Annotated in this window: 13 protein-coding genes; 5 read left to right on the plus strand and 8 right to left on the minus strand. The window is 53.7% G+C overall.

Annotated features, from left to right (window positions below):
- Positions 1 to 3: 3 nt before the first annotated feature.
- The 4 genes from AAHK20_RS08505 to AAHK20_RS08520 all read left to right on the plus strand — a co-directional run bounded on the left by AAHK20_RS08505 (position 4) and on the right by AAHK20_RS08520 (position 4,705).
- A complete protein-coding gene (locus AAHK20_RS08505) occupies positions 4 to 756 on the plus strand; it encodes an ABC transporter ATP-binding protein (RefSeq protein WP_449181023.1) in 753 nt (250 codons plus the stop codon).
- Between the two features lie 412 nt (positions 757 to 1,168).
- Entirely contained in the window at positions 1,169 to 2,479 is a 1,311-nt protein-coding gene (locus tag AAHK20_RS08510) for a rhamnosyltransferase WsaF family glycosyltransferase (RefSeq protein ID WP_449181024.1), read from the plus strand.
- Positions 2,466 to 3,632: a glycosyltransferase family protein gene (locus AAHK20_RS08515; RefSeq protein ID WP_449181025.1), complete on the plus strand. Its 1,167-nt coding sequence runs from the start codon at positions 2,466 to 2,468 to the stop codon at positions 3,630 to 3,632. The genes AAHK20_RS08510 and AAHK20_RS08515 overlap by 14 nt, the downstream gene beginning before the upstream one ends.
- Positions 3,633 to 3,781: 149 nt before the next feature.
- The gene (locus AAHK20_RS08520; RefSeq protein ID WP_449181026.1) at positions 3,782 to 4,705 is read left to right on the plus strand and encodes a glycosyltransferase family 2 protein; all 924 of its coding nucleotides are present in this window, start codon (positions 3,782 to 3,784) and stop codon (positions 4,703 to 4,705) included.
- Between the two features lie 271 nt (positions 4,706 to 4,976).
- On the opposite strand, the gene AAHK20_RS08525 is transcribed toward AAHK20_RS08520, so the two are convergent.
- The 3 genes from AAHK20_RS08525 to AAHK20_RS08535 form a co-directional block, all read right to left on the minus strand.
- On the minus strand, positions 4,977 to 6,170 hold the full coding sequence (locus AAHK20_RS08525; protein WP_449181027.1) for a hypothetical protein: 1,194 nt from the start codon (positions 6,168 to 6,170) through the stop codon (positions 4,977 to 4,979).
- A 37-nt stretch (positions 6,171 to 6,207) separates the two neighbouring features.
- On the minus strand, positions 6,208 to 7,293 hold the full coding sequence (locus tag AAHK20_RS08530; protein ID WP_449181028.1) for an acyltransferase family protein: 1,086 nt from the start codon (positions 7,291 to 7,293) through the stop codon (positions 6,208 to 6,210).
- A gap of 412 nt (positions 7,294 to 7,705) precedes the next feature.
- Positions 7,706 to 8,494, minus strand: coding sequence for a hypothetical protein (locus AAHK20_RS08535; protein WP_449181029.1), 789 nt, complete (start codon positions 8,492 to 8,494; stop codon positions 7,706 to 7,708).
- Between the two features lie 550 nt (positions 8,495 to 9,044).
- On the opposite strand from AAHK20_RS08535, the gene AAHK20_RS08540 reads away from it, so the two are divergent.
- A complete protein-coding gene (locus AAHK20_RS08540; RefSeq protein WP_449181030.1) occupies positions 9,045 to 9,893 on the plus strand; it encodes an NAD-dependent epimerase/dehydratase family protein in 849 nt (282 codons plus the stop codon).
- A gap of 78 nt (positions 9,894 to 9,971) precedes the next feature.
- On the opposite strand, the gene AAHK20_RS08545 is transcribed toward AAHK20_RS08540, so the two are convergent.
- The 5 genes from AAHK20_RS08545 to AAHK20_RS08565 form a co-directional block, all read right to left on the minus strand.
- Positions 9,972 to 11,195 carry a methyltransferase domain-containing protein gene (locus tag AAHK20_RS08545; protein ID WP_449181031.1) on the minus strand — a complete coding sequence of 408 codons (1,224 nt, stop codon included), beginning with the start codon at positions 11,193 to 11,195 and terminating at the stop codon, positions 9,972 to 9,974.
- Positions 11,192 to 11,743: a dTDP-4-dehydrorhamnose 3,5-epimerase gene (gene rfbC / locus AAHK20_RS08550; protein ID WP_449181032.1), complete on the minus strand. Its 552-nt coding sequence runs from the start codon at positions 11,741 to 11,743 to the stop codon at positions 11,192 to 11,194. The genes AAHK20_RS08545 and rfbC overlap by 4 nt, the downstream gene beginning before the upstream one ends.
- On the minus strand, positions 11,740 to 12,819 hold the full coding sequence (rfbG, locus tag AAHK20_RS08555; protein ID WP_449181033.1) for a CDP-glucose 4,6-dehydratase: 1,080 nt from the start codon (positions 12,817 to 12,819) through the stop codon (positions 11,740 to 11,742). Before rfbG ends, rfbC begins: the two co-directional genes overlap by 4 nt.
- Positions 12,816 to 13,586 (minus strand): glucose-1-phosphate cytidylyltransferase, encoded by a 771-nt coding sequence (gene rfbF, locus AAHK20_RS08560; RefSeq protein ID WP_449181034.1) that lies wholly within the window; start codon positions 13,584 to 13,586, stop codon positions 12,816 to 12,818. Before rfbF ends, rfbG begins: the two co-directional genes overlap by 4 nt.
- Before the next feature lie 268 nt (positions 13,587 to 13,854).
- On the minus strand, positions 13,855 to 19,005 hold the full coding sequence (locus tag AAHK20_RS08565) for a rhamnosyltransferase WsaF family glycosyltransferase (RefSeq protein ID WP_449181035.1): 5,151 nt from the start codon (positions 19,003 to 19,005) through the stop codon (positions 13,855 to 13,857).
- Positions 19,006 to 19,127: the final 122 nt, after the last annotated feature.

Consider the following 19,127-nt stretch of genomic DNA (forward strand, 5'->3'; position numbering starts at 1 on the left):
CTTATGACAGCCTATATTCACTTGCAGGACGCGACGCTCGACCTGCCGATTTACGATGTGCAGGGTCGGTCGCTGAAGAAACAGGTAATGCGTCTTGGACGACGCAACCGAATAGCGGAAGACAACCACGGCGTGGTCGTGGTGCGTGCACTGGATTGTGTCAATGTGCGACTGGAAGCCGGCGATCGCATTGGGCTAATTGGTCGCAATGGTGCTGGGAAGTCCACTCTGTTAAGAACCATGGCTGGCATTTATGCGCCTAGTGCCGGAACCATAGAAAGCAAAGGCAAGATTGTTCCTTTGTTGGATATTTCATTGGGAATGGATGAGAATTCCACTGGACTGCAGAACATCCGTCTTCGCGGATTGTTGTTAGGCATGACCAGTTCGGAGATCGAGGCAAAGCGGGATGCCATCGCTGAATTTTCCGATCTTGGTGATTATCTCGATCTACCGCTGCGAACCTATTCCAGTGGGATGCGCGTGCGGCTTGCGTTTGCGATATCGACTGCCGTCGACGCGGAGATACTCTTGCTGGACGAAGTGATTGGAGTTGGTGATGCCGCGTTCATCGAAAAGGCGAACCGACGCTTGAAGGACCTTCACAGCCGCGCGGAGATAGTCGTGCTGGCAATACATTCGAACGCGGAAATTCGCAAAACCTGTAATAAAGTCATCTGGATGGAGCAAGGGCGCGTGCGGGCATTCGGACCTGTTGAAGAGGTGCTTGCAGATTATGAGGCTCTTGCCGTCTGAGGAGCAGTGCCGCCTGACGCCACTACTTGTTCTTGGATTTACTAGAGTATGACTGACTTTCCAATCAACCTTTCCGACACGATGACATCAAGCACGCGACAGCTCACAGCGTGCTTGATGGATTCGGCACCAAGGTCGGTGGCGTGCCGCATAAGCTAAAAACCGTGCTTCCGACTATTTAAGAGGGCGATTGCCGGCAGAACATATATTTTATGATTCTATTTCTTAGGATTGTCGACGAGTATTGAATTCATTGTGATATCGAATACTCGATTCTGCGGCGCTGAGCCAAAAGAGTATTTGCGAAGAATTCGGCGCGGAAAGAGCGATTTCGGCTTTAAAGTGGCAATGGTTAGATTGGTATGGTTAATTTAATAGTGTTTATTAAAGAAAAAATGAGGGAGGGCTGCTGATGATTGATCGAGCATATCGGGTTTATTGTTATTGGAAAACCCATGGGACGCCGGCTCTGCAGCAGCTTGTTTATAGAAAACTCGCGGGCAAACTAAACAAGACCTCCGATTCCTTGGTCGGCGGCGATGCGGTGGAAAAAACAGTTGCGCAACTTTCTCGTGTCCGTTTTGAGTCGTTGGCACCTTTGCAGGTGTACTCCATCCCCAGGTCGGGCATTCGTCGGGTAAGTATTGTGACCGATAGCGTTGGGAGCGGAAGTATGTTCGGCGGAGTGGGCACGGCTGTCATATTCGCGGCTCTGCTAGCCAACGAACTCGACGCGCAACTTCGAATCATAACTCGCACGCAGCGCGCGCAGTCCGAGGATGTTGGCCATGTTTTGTCGCTATATGGCATCCAGCTAAAATATGACCTGCAATTCAAGTTTGCAGCGTTTTTCGATAAGAAGAGCGAGCTTGATGTTCGCGACGATGATATTTTTATCACCACTTCGTGGTGGACGACGGCTGCGGTTTTGCCGAGCGTTCGGCAGGACTCGATTATTTATCTTCTGCAGGAAGACGAGCGGATGTTCTATCCGTATGGAGATGATCGAGTCAAATGCGAGACAATTTTAAAGAATCGCGACATACGTTTCATAATAAATACGAAATTACTTTTCGACCATCTGGTTGGGGATGGTTTGCGTAATATTGTAGATAGGGGTGCGTGGTTTGAGCCCGCTTTCCCCAGCAACGTATATTATCCAAGAAAGAATGGGGAATCGGGAAAGCGCCGATTTTTCTTTTATGCCAGACCGAACAATTTGCGGAATTTATTCTATCTTGGTATCGAAGTCATAGAAGAGGCCATCGCGCAAAAAGTTTTGGATCTTGATATCTGGGATATTTACTTGGTTGGGAAAGACATACCTGCTGTGGTTTTTGATGGAGGCTACAGGCCAAAGCGGTGTGAAAATCTCAATTGGTCGGAATATGCTGAGTTGGCTGGTACGGTGGACGTCGGCCTCAGTTTGATGAGTACGCCGCATCCGAGCTACCCACCACTAGATCTCGCTGCGAGCGGCGCAGTTGTCGTGACGAACCGCTTTGGCAATAAGCAGGATCTAAGTAGCTATTCACCCAACTTGATATGTGCCGATCTTGACCGCGATGCATTGGTGGCTGCAGTCGGCTCAGCGGTAACAATGGCTGTCGATTCTCGTGTGCGCGAGGAAAATTACCGCAACAACGGCTTGCTGGTGGACTGGGCAATGGCATTCGACGGAATCATTAAGAAGTTATCTGGCGAATACAATGTTCAAAATTAACACTTCAGCGGTAAGTTATTCGGATCCGTGGATCATTCCACTGCACGAGCGGATGAAAATGCTTATGCGTGGAAGCTGCAAAGTCGCCTATTTTTACGAAGAGCCGAACAATAGCACGTTTCGTTACCGCGCTTACAACATGACGCAGGTGCTAAACGATGAAGGGGCTGGAGATGTTTCGGCGAGTTACTTTTTTTTGAGTGATTGGCCAAAAATCGATGAGATTGCGGATCGTGCTGATATTCTGGTGATCTGTCGGTCGCGATATTGCCACCGTGTCAATCAGCTGGTGACGAAGTTTCGAAGGAGAGGGAAGCGCGTACTTTTTGATATCGATGACTATGTATTCGATACAAGCTACGCTCATCTGATTATGAATACGCTTGCCGAGGATCTCGATGATTCGGCAAAGTGGGATTATTGGTTTTCGTATATTAGTCGGCTGGGGCAGGCGCTGAAGTTATGTGACGGTGCTATCACGACCAACAACTATTTGGCGGAAAAGATTGCGGCGTTTTCAGGGCTGCCCGTCAGCGTGGTGCCGAACTTCATGAACAAAGAGCAACTTAGCTATTCTGACGACATCTATAAGGCCAAGCAAGCCTCAGGATACGCTCGGGATAATAAGATTCATCTAGGTTATTTTAGCGGTTCGCCGTCGCATAAGTTGGATTATGAAATCATCGCATCGGCCCTCGGAGATGTGCTGGAAAAGGACAATCGCGTCGAAGTGATGGTTGTCGGGTACATAGAAATCGGTCCGACGTTAAGTAAATTTGGGTCGAGAGTTAATCGTCAGCCTTTTCATGATTATATTAACCTTCAACGATTAATTGGTTCCGTCGAATTCAATTTGATGCCTTTGCAGTCAAACGTATTCACAAATTGTAAATCGGAACTCAAATACTTCGAGGCTGCGGTGGTTGGGGCTGTAAGTATCGCATCGCCCTCATATACGTATGCGAAGGCTATCCGTGATGGCGAGAATGGATATATAGCGCAGGCGCATCAATGGGCATCGGTTATTCGACGTGCCATTGATAGCGCGGAATCGAACCGAAGCATAGTTGAAAGTGCTCGCGAGGATGCGCGGTCCAAGTACGCGTGGTTTAAACAACGGCAAGCAATTGTCGACGCGTTGGGTCTCCATTGATTTGGCTCGGGGAGCGCCTGCGCACATTGGATTAGCGGCAGCTCCTTAGTCCTTGAAGATGCTGTGTGGAAGAATGTGCGCATTCCGAGCTAAGAGGCGCGTATTGCTTATGGCCTGAGAAGAAAGAGTGCTTCACTGAACGTAAAACTATGACTTTTGATTCCGAGCAACTGGAAACAGCAGGCGTTGTCGCTGTCGTAGTGAGTTACCAGCCGAATTTTGAGCATCTGGCGAAGCAGTTGGCGGAGCTCGCACCCCAGACAGACAGCGTGATCGTGGTTGACAACGGATCGACTCAGGATGTGGGCAATTTCTTGGGGTCGATGGCTGATTCGCGAGTCCATTTTCTAGCGTTGGGTCACAATCTTGGTATAGGTGCGGCACACAATGCGGGGATTCGTTGGGCACGAGAGCGAGGCGCTGGATTCGTGCTGCTGATGGATCAGGATAGCGTGCCGGAGCGCGATATGGTCCCTCGATTGCGTTCGGCCCATGAAGCATTGGTCGCAGAGGGAAAGAAGGTGGCGGCCGTCGGCCCTCGATTCAGAGACAGTGATAGTGGTCGTCTCTCCGAGCACGTCCGTTTTGGAAGGTTTCACATTAGTCGTGCTAAGTGTATGCCTGATCAGGAACTCGTCGTGACAGATTTCCTGATTTCTTCGGGTTCGTTCATTTCGATGGCTGCACTCGATGCGATAGGCGAGATGGACGAGGGACTGTTCATTGACCAGGTCGACACCGAGTGGGTGCTGCGCGCTCGGGCGAAGGGGTATCTAACGTGGGGACACTGCGATGCCATCATGACCCATTCGCTTGGCGAAAGCCGTCGGCGAATATGGTTCGGTCGCTGGCGTGACGTGCCATTTCACAAGCCTTTCCGTTACTACTACATGTTCCGTAACAGCGTTCTACTTCAACGGCGTAGTTACCCGTGTTGGGCATGGAGGCGGGTGGATGTAATTCGCCTGCTGCAGATTTTTGTGTTCATGATGCTATTTCATCCCAATCGGTTCGGAGCACTCCAAATGATGTTGCGGGGTCTTAGGGATGGAGTGCGGACCAGCCGGAAGTAGCGCCACATCGAGCTAGCAGCATCATCGAATGGCATATGTCAGAACGCGATCGGGCACAGACCTAGGAGTTGCCCTTCGGCTTTGCGAAGTCAAAGGACCGTCACCGTAACGTACCGACGCGACACAAAGCAACGCAAGGCGTATGACTCGATGACGACTGCGTTCCGAGCAGTACTTGAGCCTTCCTCTAAGCGCTTGCATATTTCGCTACATATCCTGTATGTAGGACTGCTCGGTCAGACCGTTCGGTTCGGTCAACGAGCGAGGAGGCTCAGATAAACGCCGAATGGTCGTACGGCCAATGGCTATCGTTTTTGAGGTACGGGTCATTCTTGCCGTTACAGATACCCTGCGCTTTTACCCCGTAATCTACATGATCCACGATGTATGGTACGTCAGTCGTGTAGTGCGCGGGTGGCGTCGCGCGCTTTGTCTCAAATCGGTAGCCGAGAGAATAGGCAGTCTTCGTTTCGGCGATCGCATCGCCCCATGACAGCATCAGATGCGTGACCTTTTCCTTTTGGGATAGGCGGTCATAGGCGCGTGTCTGGTTGTCGGCTAGCAGTAGCTTTTCCTGGTTGCCTGAGCGAAAGCAGTGGGCGTGCGGCCAGTTTTCCTGTTCCACACAGCGGCCATCGCGATCGACTATCACCAGCCGTTTCCCTTCTTTCAGAAGCGTCTGCGAAAGGCCGTTCGGACCGCTTTCGAAGCCATACGCTGAGTTCTTGGTCGGCTGGACCGAGAACTTCAGAAAGTCCGAGCGTCTCAGGATGAAGCCGTTGCTTCGAACGTGCGGATTCGGAAATCGCGGGAAGCCCTCGAGAAAGTCGTTGTAGCCACCGGGCGATACGGCATTGCGCCACGAAATCTTCCATTTCTCGTCGAGGTATCGCTCGTAGAAGTGCCCGTACCGGTGCTCCTTCTGTGGCTTTTCTTCAAGCCACCACGGCGTATGAATGTTGAGGATGAAGCGATAATAGTCCGCCAGTTTCTGGTCGTACGCCACACGCTCGAAGCCTGCGAGCCATATCACCCTGTCCAACACCGCGAGCGAGTCATACAGGCTCTCGTAAGATGCGGTTGCTCCGGCAATGCCGACCGATTCATCCTCTACCGCGTTGCGAAGATGCAACAGCCAGTTATCGGCCAAGATCTCGGTGTGCGTATTGACGAAGCAGACATGCTTTGCGTAGATCTGATGTGCGGCTTGAATGTAAGCACCGATGTCGTAATGCTCGTCGGTTACACAGACTTCACTTCGGCTATCGGCGATCTCACGAAAAAGATCGCATGCTTCGTGCAGTGCCGGATCATCCTGGCCGTCGAAACCCTTATAGATGATGACCAGTTGATGTGGACATCCAGCAACCCGTGCGCGGTACGAGTCGGCGAATCGTCGAAATGAATTAATTCCTTCGGCTTTGCGAGCGAGATAAAACAAGGCCAAATCGTAATGGATTATCATATCCCGTCCTTTTTTACAGCGGTAAACACAGGCAGGCCTACCGCACAAACGTCGCTTTGCCGGCTTCTACTTCAGCACTCTGATTTCTTCGTCGCAAAAGATCTGGAATCTTTTGACCCACCGCAATGCATGGTTTTTCAAGCAAGAACCACGATATAGCCGCAAGCGGAAACACGCACGCGAACGTCATGATCTGGTTTTCGTGTATCCCGGATTTCGGGAAGAGGTTTGCGAAAGTATTTTGCACAGGCCACCCCAACACATAAACCCCATAGGAAAAGTCTCCTGGAAGGCTAATCGATTTCACAATATCCAGTGACATAACCCACAAGGCAGTGATGAAAAAGGTGGGCAGAAATACAAACTCGAAGGCGGGACCATGCCTGACAGCGAGTGCGAGGATCGCCAATCCCACGCACAGACGTCCGTCTATTCGCACGTGTTCTTTGTACAGGGCGAGTAGGGAGCCAAATGCAAAAAATGCTGGCAGTTGACCGCCCTTGTTAACATTCGGTAGGCCGATTGCGGTGATGCCATCAGGCCAGATCAAGCAGACGACAGCGACCGATAAGAGAACCGCGGTGGCGGCCAGTTTGAAACGAAAAAGCCCGCACATCCCAGCACCCAAAAGTAGGGTGTAAAGCATCAATTCGTATTTGATCGTCCAGATCGAGCCATTTACATGCTGATATAATCCATGCTCAAACACACCTGGTAGCAAGTATTCGATATAGGGATGCAAGAGCACATGCATCAGCTCGCCGTGATGGTGGAAGTACTCGGATACCGACATAGAGGTTAACATCGGCCCCATGATGACCATCGTGGCCAAAGAGCTAACTATCAGCAGCGGGAAAATGCGAAAAAAGCGCGCCGATGCGAAACGGATCGCGTTTGGCTTCGTAAGCCAACTGTTCGTAACGAGAATACCGCTCAGGAAAAAGAAAAACTTTACTGCCAGTGAGCCGGAATAATCAAACCCGAGGAGATTGCCAAGTGGCTCGTCTACGCCTGGTACAGGAACCAGCCTGTACGCGTGTCCCCATATCACCGCTGACGCCGCGATTAGGCGAAGGAGGTCGGCGTTGTTGTTCCCGCGGCGAAGCAATTGGTCAAGCATCATGATCCGTACACTCTCGGTTGCTCACCGCGCGGAGTACGGGTAGGTCGCCCAGCGCGTTAGCGAGACATATCTCAACATTCTAGCGTGCAGCGAATATACTATTCGCCACCTATGCTGGCAAATAGGTTTGCAGTGGCGCGCTTCGCGAGATCGCTCCGCAGGGTTGCAGCGTCCGCGTCTGGCGACGGGAACTCGATCCGACCTTTGCGCACCAGCACCAGACTTCGGTCGCTTCAGTCCAACCAGTGATGCTCCAGCGCGTCATGTTTCGGGGCACTCGCGTGTGGCCGGCTCGACGCTTACTTCTTTTCTTCCTCTGATCCAGCGCCTGAACGACCTTGCCGGCTACCGTATCTACGGATGCGGTCACGCACATGTGACCGCCTGACAGACGAACTATGCCGGATTGTATTTATTTAGGCCGGACTACAAAGGATCGCAATGCAGAAAAAATATTCCGCCTGGGTTCGGATGAATTTTCCTTTGCTGCGATGACGTGCTCGTACAGTCGTAGATCTGCTTGTACGTATTTCAGTAGTGTCCGCCGGATATCGGGCACGGTAACGTCCACTATCCGTGAGGATGGGGAGGTGTTGAGACGCGAGATAATCGGGGCGGGTCCTAAATTGAGAATTTCAAAAAGGATTTTCATTTCGGATGAAAAATTTTCTGAAACACCAATGAAACCCAGTTGGCTTAAATTTTTTATGGCTCTATTCGCGAGAGTCGTTTGCGATATTTTTGAAACGCCACCGCGCTTGAACGTAAGTAGCTCCGATTGGAGATTAATTAATCTGATCTCAGAGTCGCGAGCAAGTGACTGAAAATATCTGTCTATTGACCTGGCATCTGACAGGTCCACATTAGCAAGCTTACGTATTTCCTGTCTAATTTTCTCGGGGAATCCATTGAGCTCGAGTTCGTACTCCGGTTGATTATAGTGGTCGATCCACATCAAGTGCGACGCAATTTGGTTCAGTGGATTACGAACGAAGGTAAAAATGAACGGACTGCATTGAATATCGCCGAGATAGACATGCCCGGAGACAAATTTTTTGTTCTTGAAGGCATCTGCAGAAATTTCGCCACTAAATGCATGGCAGCATTCTGCTCCAAGTCGATTAACAAACGAACTGATAACCGAAACCCCTGCTGTTTTTGGGATATGCAGAAATGCAATTTTTTCGATGCTATTGTTCAACATTCTCAAGAAAATCAATCATCCATCGCAAAAAACCTTGGGTTTACTCAGGTTTTCTATCAACAAGTTTGCCATGTAGGCTTAACAATTCATCTACATAATCGCACCGTGGCCAGAAAAAGGCGAACAGGCTGAGTGTTCTCCCCAAATTTATCTGTAAAAATATAGTCGGCGCGTTCCTTCGGTTGTGTGCAATAAAAGGGGGACAGTATATTTAATTACAACCGGCGGCTTCGGGATGGTTACGCTGGCCGGTGCTGTTATCAACCACTCGCCAAAGTGTCATAATTCTATCATGGTCGCTTCTATCGCTCTGTTTCGCGAGCAGAGGCGCCAGATCTTACATCTTTGATTCTGAATATTTCACGTATCTTACGTGCCATCTTAAGATGGTGCGGCGGGCAGGCACAAAGCCCGAGGCGTTATTGATCAGCACGTCAAGTGATTCCTCTTATTTTTATGTGCACCTTGCTCCTCGCGTTTGCTCGCAGAAGTTGGTCCGTGACGCAACGTGCGTGGGCGGACAGGTGACCCGGATACAGGATGCCCCATGAAAGTTGTCGTAACTGGAGCCACCGGCTTTATCGGTCGGCATCTCGTGCCGAGATTGCTTTCCAGAGGCCACGAAGTTGTCGCGCTCGTGCGGGACGAAACAAAGGCGCGCCGTCTTGAATGGTCTGGCGAAGTTCGTATCGTTGCCACCGACATTGGTCGTGTGGAGCCGGATATCTTTGAGTCATTAGGCAGCCAAGATGCGGTTGTCCATCTTGCGTGGCCAGGACTGCCGAACTATCAGGCGCCGTTCCACTTCGAAGAGAATCTCCCAGCTGCGTATCGATTCCTAAAGCAGTCTGTGGCGGCGGGTATTTCGCAGGTGCTGGTAACCGGGACATGCTTTGAATATGGCATGCGAAACGGGTGTCTTTCGGAGGCGCTTGAGTCTCAGCCTGGGAATGCGTACTCGATGGCGAAAGATACGCTTCGAAAATTTCTTGAGTACTGGCACCAGCAGCAGCCATTCACTCTGCAGTGGGCACGATTGTTCTATATGTACGGCGAGGGACAAAATCCGAACAGTGTGCTCGCACAACTCGATCGCGCTATTGACAACGGAGATGCCATTTTCAATATGTCGGGAGGCGAGCAGTTGCGCGACTACCTGCGGGTGGCCGAAGTCGCCGAGAGGCTGTCGTTGCTGATTGAGCATCCCGAAATGACAGGCATCACAAACATCTGTAGCGGTGAGCCGATTTCCGTGCGTCGGCTTGTCGAGCGAAGAATTGCTGAGCGGGGCGCACGGATCACACTCAACTTGGGGCACTACCCATATCCCAGCCACGAACCAATGGCGTTCTGGGGAGACGCACGTAGGCTTCAGTCGCTCGCTTCCGCGCTTTGACCAACTGGGAAGGGCGGCGATCGTGCCGGATGATTTGAGTATCCGCCGGCACGAGCTGCCAGTACGCGGTTCACCAGGTCAGGAGATGCTCAGAGTCGGCACTACAGCAGCAAATCTTGCTCCCCATTCTCTAACGTAGGCATGCTGATCTGTGACCTCGTGGAGAATATTCCAAGGTAATACGAGAACAACGTCGGGGCGGTATTTGCGAAGCGCGTCTGTCGGAAGAATGGGGACGTGGCTTCCGGGGAGATATTTTCCTTGCTTTGAGGGCGCCGCATCGCATACATACGGCAGCAAATCTGGCTTGACCCCCGCGTAATTCAGAAGCGTGTTGCCCTTGGCTGCCGCCCCGTATGCGGCGACCTTTTTCCCTAGTTTTTTCTGTTCAAGCAGGAATTGGAGCAGGCCATTCTTAACCTGATCGGCTCGCGACTGGAAGCTGCCGTAAGTCGAAAGTTTTGCAAGTCCAAAGCGAGCTTCTTCCTCAAGCAACCGAGCTACCGAGGGATGAGTCGCACGCTGATCTTCGTTATGGCAACCGTACACTCGGAGACTGCCGCCATGCGTTGGGAGCTCCTCCACTTGCCACACGCGCAGGCCCGCGTGCGCAAAGATCTTCATTACAGTCTGGAGCGACAGATAGGAGAAGTGCTCGTGGTACACGGTGTCGAACTGTACGTGTTCGATCAAACGCATTAAATGCGGGAACTCCAATGTAATCGTGCCGTGCGGCTTCAGCGCTGCTTTCAAGCCCGCGGTAAAGTCATTGATGTCGGGGACATGCGCAAAAACGTTATTTCCTGCTATCAAGTCTGCTTGTTTGCCTTCTGAGGCAAGCCGCTTTGCAAGTGCTTCGCCAAAGAATTCACGCAGCACTGGAACGCCGAGACGTTCGGCCGCCTCCGCCGTGCTGACCGTGGGTTCGATGCCTAAGCACGGAATGCCGGCCTCGACAAAGTTTTTCAGCAGGTAGCCATCGTTTGACGCTATCTCAATGACAAGGCTGTTTTGACCCAACTCCAAACGCTTGGTCACCATCTCCGAGTAGGTTTTCGCGTGTGCCAGCCATGTGTGGGAGACCGACGAAAAATACGCGTAGTCCGACTTGAACAATTCATGCGCGCGCGCGTAATCTTCGGTTTGAACAAGCCAACAGTGTTGGCAGACAAAAAGTTTTAGCGGGAAATACGTCTCGGGCGTCTTTAGGTCGCTTTCGGACAGATATGCGTTGGACGGCGGTGCGAAACCCAAATCGAGAAAGACGTGTTCTAAGGGGGTTTGACAGTGACGGCAGTTCATACAGTTAGTCCACGAAATTCCGGCGTTAGAAGGGGATGTAATTGGTCTCGTTGAGAGACATCGGCAACCGGCAGCGGCCACGTGATGTTCAGCATTGGATCATCGTGCCGCAAGCCGCCCTCTGATGAAGGGTCGTACGATGCCGTATGAAGATAAAGTAGCTCGCTTTCAGGCTCGATAACCTGAAACCCGTGCGCGCATCCCTCTGGAATGACAAGCATCCTTCCGTTGTCGAACGAAAGCTCCTCTGCGTGCCAGTGGAGAAAGGTCGGGGAATCGGTTCGCAAATCGACAGCAACATCCCAAACCTTGCCGCGAAGGCAGCGCACCAGTTTCATTTCGGCGTGCGGTGCACGCTGAAAATGCATCCCGCGCACTGCGCCGCAGCGTATTGTCCTGGAGTGGTTGATCTGTGTAATGTGCCGTCGGCCGATTATCGATTCGAGTTCTTTGTCACAGAAGACTCGTTGAAAAATGCCACGATGATCAGCAAAGGGCGTAGCCTGCACAACCATCACACCCGGAATGCTAGTAGGTTTGAGGTTCATGTTCCGCACCACGACGAACCGATGGCTGCCGCATTCATGACATATTGATCGAGCTGGCGCGCGCTGACGATTTCGCCGGAGGTCAGCCATGCCCGATACCAATCGGCCGTCTGGCGCAATGCGTCGTCAAAGCCCCACACGGGTTGCCAGCCAAGCATCGTGTGCGCCTTCGTGCTATCGAGCGAGAGCAGTTGCGCTTCATGCGGATGAGTTTGATTCGTTACGTGCCATTTCGCGTCTGGCCACGACTCTACAATGCGTTGTAGCACATCGGAGACTGAGCGATTACCGTGGGCGTCGGGGCCGAAGTTCCATGCCTCTGCGAAGCGACTTTGTCCTGTCAGCAGTTGTTGGCCGAGCAGTAGATAGCCGCTTAACGATTCCAGCACGTGCTGCCAGGGGCGCGTTGCTTTCGGCGAGCGGATCTCTAAAGAAACGCCGCCGGCGACGGCGCGAACAAGGTCCGGTATCAGCCGGTCTTCCGACCAGTCGCCGCCACCGATGACGTTGCCTGCACGCGCTGTCGCGAGGAGCGGTGAATCTGGATTCGACATGAACGAAGCACGATAGCTGGCCGCAACCAGTTCTGCAGCCGCCTTGGAGGCGCTATAGGGGTCGTGTCCGCCCAGTCGATCGCACTCGCGATAACCCCAAACCCACTCGTGATTCTCGTAACACTTGTCCGTTGTGACTGAGACGATGGCTTTCACGCTTGAAATGGTGCGACATGCTTCCAGCACGTGGCACGTTCCCATCACATTGGTTGCCCAGGTTTCGATGGGCGCGGCATAGGAGCGCCGCACAAGCGGCTGGGCGGCGAGGTGAAACACGACTTCAGGTTGGGTGTCCTCCACAAGACGCGCGACTGCATCGGAATCGCGTATATCGATCCGGTGGTCAACGGCATCGAGCTTTAGCAAGTCCCAATGATTAGGGGTGCCTGCTGGCGCAAGAGATGCGCCGGTCACCTGCGCTCCGAGCCGTGTGAGCCAAAGCGCGAGCCAACTTCCTTTAAAACCTGTATGTCCGGTCAAAAGTACCCGGCGATTGCGGTAGATGTCGCCGAACTGATTCATGACCAGACTCGCCACGGAGGGGTAGTCCGCCACAACTCTTCAAGATGATTCTTGTCGCGCAGGGTATCCATCGCCTGCCAAAAGCCGTGATGTCGGTACGTCATCAATTGTTGCTCGGCTGCCAGCTTGGGCAGTGGCGTCGACTCCCAGCTCGTATCGTCGCCGTCGATGTAGTCGAAAATTTGGGGCTCAAGGACGAAGAAGCCGCCGTTGATCCATGCGCCGTCGCCGGCGGGCTTTTCCTGAAAGTTCAAGACGAGATCGCCGTCGGTATGCAGTGCACCGTAGCGGCCAGGGGGCTGAATCGCTGTTACCGTTGCCAGCTTGCCGTGTCGCTGGTGGAACTCGACGAGGCGGCTCACGTCGATGTCGGCGACACCGTCCCCGTATGTAAAGCAGAATGTTTCATTGCCGACGTAGTCACGGACTCGCTTTAGGCGTCCGCCGGTCAGTGTTTCTGGTCCTGTATCGATCAACGTGACCCGCCAAGGCTCGGCGTAGCGCTGATGCACCTCCATACCGTTTCCCTTGCTCATGTCGAACGTGACGTCCGACGTATGCAAAAAGTAGTTTGCGAAATATTCCTTGATTACGTAACCCTTATATCCAAGGCAGATCACAAAATCATCGATCCCATAATGCGAGTAGATCTTCATGATGTGCCACAAAATAGGCTTGCCACCGATTTCGATCATCGGCTTCGGCCTCAAGTGCGACTCTTCACTGATTCGGGTTCCAAACCCGCCGGCAAGGATTACAGCTTTCATAGGCAATATGGGAGGAAGACAGTTGCTATTGCGGGTGTGCTTGACCAATTAGAAGGCGCGAAAAATGCGCGCCACCTAGTGTACGCGAACGCTATTTCATTGAAAAGTGAGAGCTTCCCGCATGAAGGCGACCTCACTTGCAGTCATGCGACGAGCCAGCACAGCGCCTGAGCTCGCGAACTGGTCGACTGCAATCGTGCCGTTGTCATCGCTTCGAAAGGCGTGGTGCCTCTGGTGTTGGTCAACCACGCCAGACGGTGCAGTGAGGCTATTCATGTAGATCGGAGTGGCGGATAAATCCGCCGAGGCCGCGGACAGGTGCGTTGCTTGACGAGCGCGCTGCAAGCATGTGAGCCCAAGTTGTCTGCAACCCGCTGATCCCATCACCGATCAGGTCATTTTCATTCTTCACAAAGGCCCTCAACAAAGGTTCGTAAACCACGAGCCCGTCAGTGCGAGCGGCGAAGCTTCCGAGCCATGCACCCAAGCTTCTCGCTGCGAGATCCCTGGGTGCCGCTTCGAGTGCGTCGACCAAGAATGTGCGGCGTGCGATCAAAAGGTCAGGGGATGCGCCGTCCACGCAATGGGGCTTGAGTCCCAAGGAGCCGGCGCAGGGATCGTACATCGCTCGGCCTGCTATCGAGTCGCAGAGGTGTTCGCGGTCGCGTAACACCAGCGCGCCGCGCATGACTTTTCCAGATGCGTTTACGAGCGGACCTGTGACGGCGACGACGTTGGGGACCAGTTCAAAGTGTTTTAGCGAATCCCATACCGCTTGATTCTCGATTGCCATAGTAGAGGGCCCTACCAGCATCGCAAATTCGCTTCCAGAATGCTCCAGAAGATCGAGCAAAATCTCGATTCCACGCGGGCCCCTCAGCGGCGGCGCGACTTGACGGGTAGCGAACGGAAAATGCTCAGGTCCGCTTGCATCGACGCCGATTGATATCAGGTCTACCGACGCTGGATCCTTTTGAACGCGCTTGAGATAGAAGTCTTGAATGCCGAGATCGAACGGATATGGGGCAACCTCGTAGAGATCCGGGCGACGGCGCTGCGCTACACCGCGAAGCACTGCCTGGACGGACATCGCACTTCCGGTGAAAGCGCTGCCACTATTTGAGAGCGATCGCGGGTGTTGTCGCCAATGGTAAAGAATCTGTGGAATATGCAGCGGCTCATAACCAGCTTCAAAAAAGCGGATGAGAATATCCCAATCCTGTGCGTACTCTGCTTCGCCTGACGTAAATGCGCCTAGAGACAGAGCCAGCTGGCGTTGGAAGAGTATCGTGTGCCATATGTACGATTGAGCGAGCAGCAGCACCGGATCGAAATCCGGTCGATAGTATGGATTGCTGAAGGCCCCCTCGATTAGCAGATCCTCGTCAGAATAGAAAATCTTCCTGTCAGGATTGCTTTTCGCAGCGAGGGCTAGTACGGCGAGCGCGTCCGGCGTCAACAGGTCGTCGGCATCCATCGAGATCGCGAAGTCTCCGGTCGCGTGTTCAAGGCAAACGCGAAGTCCGCCATGAATTCCGAGATTGACTTCGTGACGGAGCGCTCTAAGCAACCCCTCTTCCTCAAAGGTGACTAACGCTTTGTCGAGATCGGCGGGTATGGGGCCGTGCGCCAGGACAATCCATTCGGATGCACTGTGGCGTTGTGCACGCATAGCTTCCGCGGTCGCGCAAAACAGCTTCGTATCGGTGCGTTCGTACACGGTTGTCAATACCGAAATCGTCGGCAGGTCGTCCGCAAGCCTCGAGGCTAGAGCTGCAAAGCGTTGTTCGACGTGCTCCGGGAAGTACGTTGCGTAGGGTAGGCGAATCAGCGGCGTGTTGCCTTCAGCAGGTAGATAGGCGTGCTGTCCGCTGCGATCCAAGTGGCGAGCGTATCCGATTGGATTTCTCATCAGGTTGCCAAACGCCGCAGTGAATGCCGCAAGCTCGTCGCGCGACAGTACGATTGCTTCGTTCGCGTCTAGTTTTGCCCCAATCAGCGGTGTATAGATCACACGTCGATCTGCCAGGCACGCAAGAGCCCCAAGCCACGGGCCGAGCATCGTTAAACCGATCTCTGTGGGCAATTTCTCTATGTTCTGAGCCAGAAAGTCGCGACTCACCACGCTATGACGAGCAGATACGGCGGCGACCGAACGTGGCTTCCATCCCTGCGCGAAGTACCCGGAGCTAGTCAGCGGGTTGCCGCTTTCAGGGCAACCAATCGAACCACCATACCCAAATACATATCCGCCTTCACGAAGAATTTCGCCATCGTGAATGCGACCGCCAACGACAGCGGAGTCTGGGAACAGATCGAAAAGCGCCAGCACTTCCTCTAAATAATCTCCGTCGGCGAGGCTGCAAGCCTGACTTTGCAGGTGGATGTAGCGTACGTCGGGGCCAACCTGAGCAATCGCAGCCCGTAAGCCCTCGCGTGACACTCGTTGGTCGAGCATTACGGTAGCGACGAGGCTTTGATCAGCGGTCACTCCCGCAGTATTCCGAGAATCGCCGGTGCAAGGCTGGCGCCGCTTGAATCGGTAATCGGGGGTGCCGTCGAAAAGCGGTGAAAGCACAATCTCGTAAGTATCCAGCTTGCCGCGTGCGCTTAGGAAGCGTTCGAGCGTGGCCTGATGAGACTTGTAGATATAGGGTTTCGCGCGGTAGTTACTCGACGTTGACGCACTGTGCATGCGCCATGAATATAGCACCTCTGGAATGTGAGCAGGTTTATGTCCAGCGTTGAGGAACCGTACGAATGTATCCCAATCGTGGCATCCTTCGGCGGCCGGATCCGAGTAGCAGCCGAGTTCGAGTGCAGTCTTGCTATCGATTACGGTCAGATGGGCGATGTAGCACGAGTGGATAAACAGAACGGGGTCCCATTCCGGTTTCAAATAGGCATCGCGATGATTGTTGCCGTCGGTCTTATCTTCGTCGGTATATGCGACTAGCGGCATGCCGGCTTGTTCCAGGAAGCTCGACAGCGTCCGGACGCAATCGGGGAACAACAGGTCGTCGCTGTCGACCGGAACGATATAGCGTCCCAGCGCTCGCTCGAGACACCAACGCATACCGCCGACTATGCCGAGATTTTGCTCGACGCGTCCAAGTCGCACACGGCGATCGCGAGCGATTTCATTCAGAACCTCGCGCGTCTCAAGCCGCGTGGAGCCGTTGTCCAAAATCAGCCATTCGAATTCTTCGGTCGTAACTTGACCGAAGACAGTGTGGGCAAGGTCGGTCAGAAACGACGGGTCCGTATCATAGACGGTGGTAATCAGGCTAAGGAGCCCGGGGGTGTCGCCTTCGACAAATCGCTTGCGCCGCATGCGCGCCTGCCGCTGATAGAAGGCGGGACTGTCTTCGACGACTTCGCTTGCACGGACGACAGAAACGGGACGTGCGAGTTTCGGTAGCGTTTCGCGCCGTGATACCCCGTCACGGTGCAACTGCGCGACAAGTGCTTCCACTGCCGGCGTAAGGCTCTCGGTCCAGGTTCTTGGAAGACTTGGCCTCGGCACCGTTTGCAGGCGCCCGCGATCATCGCTAAGCATGCGTGCGCGAGCGAGGGCCAATAGCATGTCGCCGATCTCCGGCTCCGCACCAATCAAATTGGGCGATAGTGATGCGAGCTGCGCAGCCGTTTTGCTTCCAAATACGGTTGTGACCGCCACCCCTCCACATGCGGCCATTTCGAGCGGTGGATAACTTGGATGTGGCGACAGCATCGAGGATAAGAGAATATCCGTTCCCCGCATCTGATCTGCGTATGCCTCGAAGCCGAGCCAGGGGGCCGCGGTCAACGTATAGCCACGGCCAAGGGCTATCGGCTCAAACGATTCTCCCATTCCGAGAAATTCCCAGCCGCTGTCACCGAAAAGGCCTTTCTCAACCGCCGCGCGCAGGACCGCGATGCCAAGTCCAAAAAGATTGCGCTTGGCGACCGTAGGTCTCGCGTAGAAGAGCAGGCGGCGAGGTGCTTGAGCGTTACGCTTCTCGGGATAGAAATGGGATTGGTCTATCGCCGGCTCGAACACGATGGCTTGCCGGCTGAAATCGGCATTTGAATAGCGGCCCACCGCTCGGCTTACCAAATGATCACGCAAGAGGCTCGTATTGATGATTGGCAGGTGATCGAAGCTGTAGGTCGCTTCGGCATCCGAATAATTTTCGCTGGCGGCATAAAAAAGCGTCTCGTAGTCTTGCACGAGATAGTAAATACGTTTGCAGCGAAGCAAGCTGGTCGCGGACTTGGCGGCGTGAGCGGTCCACCACGCGGTGGCCATTAGCACGTCGTTGTAACCGACGGTTAAAGGGCGCGTCCGGTCACTTCCATCGAAGAATTGGATGGCCAGATCGTCAGGCTGCAGCCCGGTCAACCCGTGCAGATGTGACTTGATGGCGTTGAGATCGTCATCAGGAGGTAAGTCCGTCGATACGAAATTGACCGGAATGCCATCTTTCGCGAGTAGCATGCCAAGAACGTATGCCGTGTTTGGGCCCCCGGTTGCATGGCGCGCCTGAAGGGACGGCAGCAAGATACGCAGAGTCGGAGTCGAACTCAGGCTCGGATCGACAAACACGTTGAGCGGAAAATTTGGCAACAGAATGCCGAGAGCGTCGCCCGCCTCGTCGCGATCCATGCGAAGAATTGTCTCGGCGGCTAATTCACCCGCTTCCTCGTACTGTGCAATCGCCCCGTTCAGTAGTGGTTTCTGCGCGGCGTCCATCGCACGAGGCTGCCGCCCTTCGTGCACCCCGAAGAGAACGTAATGTACCAGTGGGTTGATTGCTGCTGCGGCCACGTCTGGATATTGTGAAAGGTACCAACTCGAGTCGAAATCCGGATTCGGGCAGCGGCCTTCTGCGGCGCCGTTTCGGAGGTAGTGCACGAGCGGATTGATCTCCGTTGCTGCGATGTCGGGATTGGTATCGAGGTACCAGCGGACATCAAACATCGGATGCGGATTACGTCCTTCGCGTGCACCTGACCGGATGAAATGCACCAACGGATTGCTCCCCGCTGCTGCGACTTCGGGATTGGTCTCGAGGTACCAACGGGTATGGAACAACGGATGCGGACTGCGTCCTTCGCGAGCACCTGACCGGATGAAGTGCACCAGCGGATTGACCCCCGCCGCTGCGACGTCGGGATTGGTCTCGAGGTACCAACGGGTATCGAACAACGGATGCGGGTCGCGTCCTTCACGAGCGCCTGACCCGATGAAGTGCAACAACGGGTTGACCCCCGCTGCTGCGACGTCAGGATTGGTCGCGAGATACCATTCGCTATCGAACAATGGGTGAGGATCTCGACCTTCCAGTGCTCCATATTTGAGGAAATGCGCCAGCGGCCTCAGTCCTCTTGCGGCGACGTCAGGGTTCGCCGACAGATACCACTCGGAATCGAACAAGGCGAAAACACCCAGGCGCGGACGGCTGCTTGACACCGCATATAGACACAACCTTACGAGCATTTTGTATCGTGAGAATCTAGAACGAGGTTGCCCGGGTGCTGCGTATTTCAAAATTCGGG

Source organism: Trinickia camelliae, assembly GCF_053525655.1.